This window comes from Rhizobium sp. TBD182 (assembly GCF_001950375.1).
GTDB lineage: Bacteria > Pseudomonadota > Alphaproteobacteria > Rhizobiales > Rhizobiaceae > Agrobacterium > Agrobacterium tumefaciens.
The window spans coordinates 1-4,686 of record NZ_BDLN01000011.1 but is presented as its reverse complement, the minus strand read 5'-3'; the positions used below and the strand labels follow the sequence as shown (position 1 = coordinate 4,686).

Annotated in this window: 6 protein-coding genes; 4 read left to right on the top strand and 2 right to left on the bottom strand. The window is 57.4% G+C overall.

Annotation, left to right across the window (positions count from 1 at the left end):
* Positions 1 to 251: 251 nt before the first annotated feature.
* The gene (locus tag T18_RS23410; protein WP_038496476.1) at positions 252 to 920 is read right to left on the bottom strand and encodes a GntR family transcriptional regulator; all 669 of its coding nucleotides are present in this window, start codon (positions 918 to 920) and stop codon (positions 252 to 254) included.
* Positions 921 to 1,004: 84 nt separating this feature from the next.
* On the opposite strand from T18_RS23410, the gene T18_RS23405 reads away from it, so the two are divergent.
* From T18_RS23405 to T18_RS23390, 4 genes are all read left to right on the top strand, one after another.
* Positions 1,005 to 1,625: a C39 family peptidase gene (locus T18_RS23405; protein WP_038496479.1), complete on the top strand. Its 621-nt coding sequence runs from the start codon at positions 1,005 to 1,007 to the stop codon at positions 1,623 to 1,625.
* 34 nt (positions 1,626 to 1,659) lie between these two features.
* Positions 1,660 to 2,727 carry a D-alanine--D-alanine ligase family protein gene (locus T18_RS23400; protein ID WP_038496482.1) on the top strand — a complete coding sequence of 356 codons (1,068 nt, stop codon included), beginning with the start codon at positions 1,660 to 1,662 and terminating at the stop codon, positions 2,725 to 2,727.
* 189 nt (positions 2,728 to 2,916) lie between these two features.
* Complete coding sequence (locus T18_RS23395) at positions 2,917 to 3,180, top strand: hypothetical protein (RefSeq protein ID WP_013637284.1); 264 nt, start codon at positions 2,917 to 2,919, stop codon at positions 3,178 to 3,180.
* An 11-nt stretch (positions 3,181 to 3,191) separates the two neighbouring features.
* Positions 3,192 to 3,890, top strand: a complete 699-nt coding sequence (locus T18_RS23390) for a nucleotidyl transferase AbiEii/AbiGii toxin family protein (RefSeq protein WP_038496486.1) — start codon at positions 3,192 to 3,194, stop codon at positions 3,888 to 3,890.
* A gap of 476 nt (positions 3,891 to 4,366) precedes the next feature.
* Here the strand turns inward: T18_RS23390 and T18_RS23380 are convergent.
* Positions 4,367 to 4,686: transposase (locus T18_RS23380; protein ID WP_139322528.1), on the bottom strand; the 320-nt coding region annotated here is incomplete at its 5' end.

The following is a 4,686-nucleotide window of genomic DNA, read 5'->3' as shown; positions in this document are numbered from 1 at the left end:
AGGCCGCATTGGTTCAAACCGCAGCTCATGCACCGGTTTTGTGCATGTCAAAGCTTGGCCATAACCGCGTGTCAGGCTCGGCCAAATTGGTGGATCGACGGTTCACATCCTTTCAAGGCGAAATATGACTCTCACCGTCTCGCGACACATACCAGGACAAAAGTCCTCCGCTTGTCTCGGTCAGAAAGCTGACGCCGGGCCCCCGTTCGTTGCCGCCCAAGGCATGGCCACAACTAAATCGACGAGCGGCCTTAGCTCGACTGGGCGGCCGTGCTCAGCTTGCGACTTCCTTCGAGCAGATGATCCTGCAGGATTGCAATTGCAGCATCGATCTTCCGATCTCCGCAAGCTTTTAGCAGAGCGCGGTGCTCGTTTTGCGATTGCTGCTCATAGTCCAGGCTTGAAAGCAACACCCTCACATAGCGGTCGGCTGCATCATGGTGGGTAGCAATGAGGCCGATAAGCCGCTCATTTTGGCAGGCACCGTAAAGTGTCATGTGGAACTGCTTATTCAGCGTCCCCCAACGTCCCACATCCATCTCAGCGTCGATCTGTACGAGAAGCGTTGCAGCCCTGTCCAGATCGGCCGTCGTTAACCCAGCACATGACAGGCGCAGGGCTTCCGTCTCCAATAGTGAGCGAATGGAATAGATCTCCGCAATCTCCTTGGCATCCATTCTTGCCACGAAAGCGCCCTTGGTCGGGTGAATGGTTACGAGGCCCTCGCTTTCCAGAAGCCTCAAGGCATCACGCACAGGCATGCGGCTGAAACCAAATCGCGCGGCCAGCTCGTCTTGCCGCAGCGCGACGCCACCGCGAAGCTCTCCGCCGGAAATCGCTTCCCTGAGAACCCTTGCGATACGATCCGCCACGGTCTCCGGCCGAATGGCTTCAACATTTACTGCGGCGAAATCGTCCATGCCCCAACCTTTTCCGACACAGCAATCATCTTGATCACTTCAGTGAATCTCGTATACGAGTATACTACGTAGGAGATTTTTGCTATGCCCCCATCGTTAGAGGCCGTGCCCTATTTTAGCCAGTGGGAAACACCGGATATGACCTTGTCCGTGCTTGCAGAAGGGTCGGCGGCGCTGCTGCGCGATCCGCTCTGGCGGCAGTCGGGCGCTGAGTCGATCGAGGAATACGCGCGCTGGGCGGTCAATGTCTGCGGCATGGCCTGCCTGAAGATGATCCTGGCAGCGCGCGGCGACATGCATCCGACGCTTGCTCTCGCACGTGCCTGCACCGCCTATGGCGGCTATGTCGTCAACGATGTCGACGCCTCGATCAAGGGGCTGATCTACGCGCCCTTCGTGACCTACGTGCGCCAGCGCTTCAGGCTCTCGGCGCAGACGGTGACGGGCGTTGAAACAGAGAGCATTCCCGAGCTGCTGGCCGATCGCCCGTTCTTCATCGCCTCGGTCAATAGTGGCATCCGCTGGCCGGAGCGCATGCCGGCCTCAAAAGGCGGGCACCTCGTTCTGGTGACGGCAGCTTCGGCTGAGACGATCCGTTTCCACAATCCATCTGGCCATGACGCCGCGAGTCAGGCGGATGTGACGCTGCCGCTTGCCGTCTTCGACCGCTTCTTTGCCAATCGCGGCATCGCGGTAGGCCTCTGACATTTATTTCGACACCAGATCTTTGGAGGTTTTCATGACATCTTCCCGCGGCAGGCTGCGTATCGCTGTGCTTTTCGGCGGCCGCTCGGCCGAACATGACGTCTCCGTCATGTCGGCGACGAATGTCATGGGGGCGCTGGAGCCTTCGAAATATGAGGCCGTGCCGATCTTCGTGACGCGGGAAGGCCAGTGGCTGCTCAGCCGTTTCGAAAATAGCGTCCTCGCCAGGCCGGCAAGCGGCACCGAAATCGCGCTGGTGCCCGGTGGGCTCGGTCGGATGATCGCCATCGATGGAGACAAGATGAGCGATGCCGGGAAGATCGATATCCTTTTCCCTGTGCTGCACGGCATTTTCGGCGAAGACGGTTCGGTGCAGGGGCTGGCGGAAGTGGCCCGGGTGCCGCTGGTCGGCTGCGGCATCCTGGGTTCGGCGACGGCGCTTGACAAGGATATCGCCAAGCAGCTGCTGCGGGCGGCGGGGCTGCCGGTGGCGCGGGCTGTGACCGTGCATGCGGATCGGGCGCCGTCCTTCGACGCGCTTGAGAGCGTGTTGGGATTACCGCTGTTCATCAAGCCGACGCGTCAGGGATCGTCGGTCGGGGTGCGCAAGGTTTCCGGCAGTCAGGAACTTGCGCCCGCTCTCGCGGAAGCCTTCAAACATGACCGAAAGCTGCTTGCCGAAGAATTCATCCGCGGCCGCGAGATTGAGTGCAGCGTGCTTGAGGACACCAAGGGCGGCCTGTTCGTTTCCCGCCCGGGTGAGATAATCCCGGCCGACAGCCACGGCTTCTATAGCTACGATGCGAAATATGTCGACGAGGATGGCGCGGCGCTTAGGGTTCCGGCGGAGCTTCCGCCAGAGGTCGAGACGAAGATCCGCGAGACGGCAGCGCTGGCCTTCCGGGCGCTCGGTTGCGACGGTATGGCACGCGTCGATTTCTTCCTGACCGAGAACATGGGTTTTTTGGTCAACGAGGTGAACACCATTCCCGGATTCACCGATATCAGCATGTATGCGAAGGCGATGGCGGCAAGCGGCGTCAGCTATCCTGATGTCATCGATCGGCTGGTCGAGCATGGCCTCGCGCGCGCTGGCCTCTGAGCCGCAAAATGTCTCTTCCCGGTGTGGTAGACATGCACCGGGACGAACAACGCCGCAGCTTCATCTGCTCTTGTCACAAGAACTGTAATAAGCCGGATTAATTGCTGTGGCATGCCTGCGTCTGCTGTGTTTCTTGCGTTTTTGGCGGGTATGTATTACATAGCTTATTGAAAACTGGTGGTGACAACGATGTCTAGCGTGGCGATTAAAGTACTGTCGACGGTGAACGCCCCTTACGGGACGAACCTTTCGGCTGAGCAACTCGCTTCGAAGATTTCGGATTTTGCGAGCGTTGAGAATTTCGATGCTTCCGCATTCTCATTCTATTCCGAAGTGAAAGCCGAGCTCCAGCACCAGTTTCTGGATGAGATGGAAATCGACCACGGCACCGCATCCGAGATTGCCCAGAAATTCTCGCAGCTGGCTGGATATCCCCTCGCCCTAGCCGCTTGAGGGCTGTCCTGATGAGCCAATGGGAAAGCCTTTTCGACCAAGCTGTGTCAATTATCAATCAGGCGAACTATTCTTTCAAACCCCTCGATAGCTGGACTTTCGGCGGTGGCACCGCCCTTATGCTCCAGATAAACCATCGTGAAAGCTTCGACATCGACATTTTCGTCAATGATCCGCAGGTCCTCCCATATCTGAACCCGACAACACAGGGCTATACCCTGCAGGTGAATCCAGATGAATATGTTTCGGACGGGACGCGTGCGTTGAAAATCGTGTTCGCGGGCATCGGTGAAATCGACTTCATTTGCGCTCCAAGTCTGACCAACGATCCCACATCCCGTGTCGCAGTACGTGGAATTGAAGTTGACCTTGAGACTCCGGGCGAAATCATCGCGAAGAAGGTTCACTATCGAGGATCCTCTCTTCAGCCACGTGACATGTTCGACATCGCGTGCACCGCCAAGGCACTCGGCGATGGATACGTTCTCGAAGCTCTCCTGCCATTCAAGACCAGAGCCGCCGCTGCATTGGCCGTCGCCGAGAGAATGGATGCAGGCCTCGCTAGCACAGTCATGGGGAAGCTTCAGTATAGAAAAGGATATGCGGAAATCTCGAGAACTGCTCAAACGACGACAATCTCGCTTTTGAAAGCGGTGTGCGATCACAAGCCAGCGTTATCCGTAGCACCTTCCTCTCCGTCTCCGCGCTGATTTCTCAGCAACTTGGCGACCTTAGCTATACCGCCGTTCGGTCGATTACTCTTTCGGTGCGCATCGTTTCGATTAGCCAGCAAAACCAAGCTAGGGCGGCGCCAGCGAGTGTGAATGAATTGTGTTACAAGTGCTTAGCCAATCCACGGCGCGTGATTGACGGTTCGAATCCGTTCACATCAGGTTTTTTGTCAACGGTTCATTTTGTTGTCATCACAAAGCGTCCTTTTTTAGCGGATCCATGGTCCGAGCCCATCGCTTTACCGGCTCGCTATCGAGCCTGTACAACCTCACATACGGTCGCCGCTCCAAACGGCAGCACCAATTTCCCGCTTTCGCGGGCGCGGGCTCAGGAGAACGGGACCGATCTCAAGACCGGCTCTTAGCCAAACGGAATCCCGGTCCGTTCACCTGGATCCGTCAGGGCTGATCACACCCTGAGGATTTGAATTCTCGTATCACAGGCACTTCCCGCCTCAGGGAGTTTTCATGATTGCACCTTCGATCACGACGCCGGAGCTCACGTATTTCCACAGCGCAACGAGCAGCTTGCGAGCCAGTGCCACAATCATCGGCTTTTTCAAACGGCCGCCGTTTTGTGCGATACGCTTCTTAAACCAGCAAGATAGCGTTGAGGCCGGTTGGTGCCGTAACCACAGCCATGCGAGCTCGACCATGGTTGCTCTTAGACGTGGATTTCCGGCTTTTGACACGCCCTGCTCGCGATTGACGTTACCGCTTTGCCAGGGGGAGGGGGCAAGGCCTGCATACGATGCGATTTGGCGCCGGTTGTCGA

Bases quoted from the DNA above. Each gene is read 5' to 3' on its own strand.
- T18_RS23410 (WP_038496476.1), bottom strand. From the start codon at position 920: ATGGACGATTTCGCCGCAGTAAATGTTGAAGCCATTCGGCCGGAGACC.
- T18_RS23405 (WP_038496479.1), top strand. From the start codon at position 1,005: ATGCCCCCATCGTTAGAGGCCGTGCCCTATTTTAGCCAGTGGGAAACA.
- T18_RS23400 (WP_038496482.1), top strand. From the start codon at position 1,660: ATGACATCTTCCCGCGGCAGGCTGCGTATCGCTGTGCTTTTCGGCGGC.
- T18_RS23395 (WP_013637284.1), top strand. From the start codon at position 2,917: ATGTCTAGCGTGGCGATTAAAGTACTGTCGACGGTGAACGCCCCTTAC.
- T18_RS23390 (WP_038496486.1), top strand. From the start codon at position 3,192: ATGAGCCAATGGGAAAGCCTTTTCGACCAAGCTGTGTCAATTATCAAT.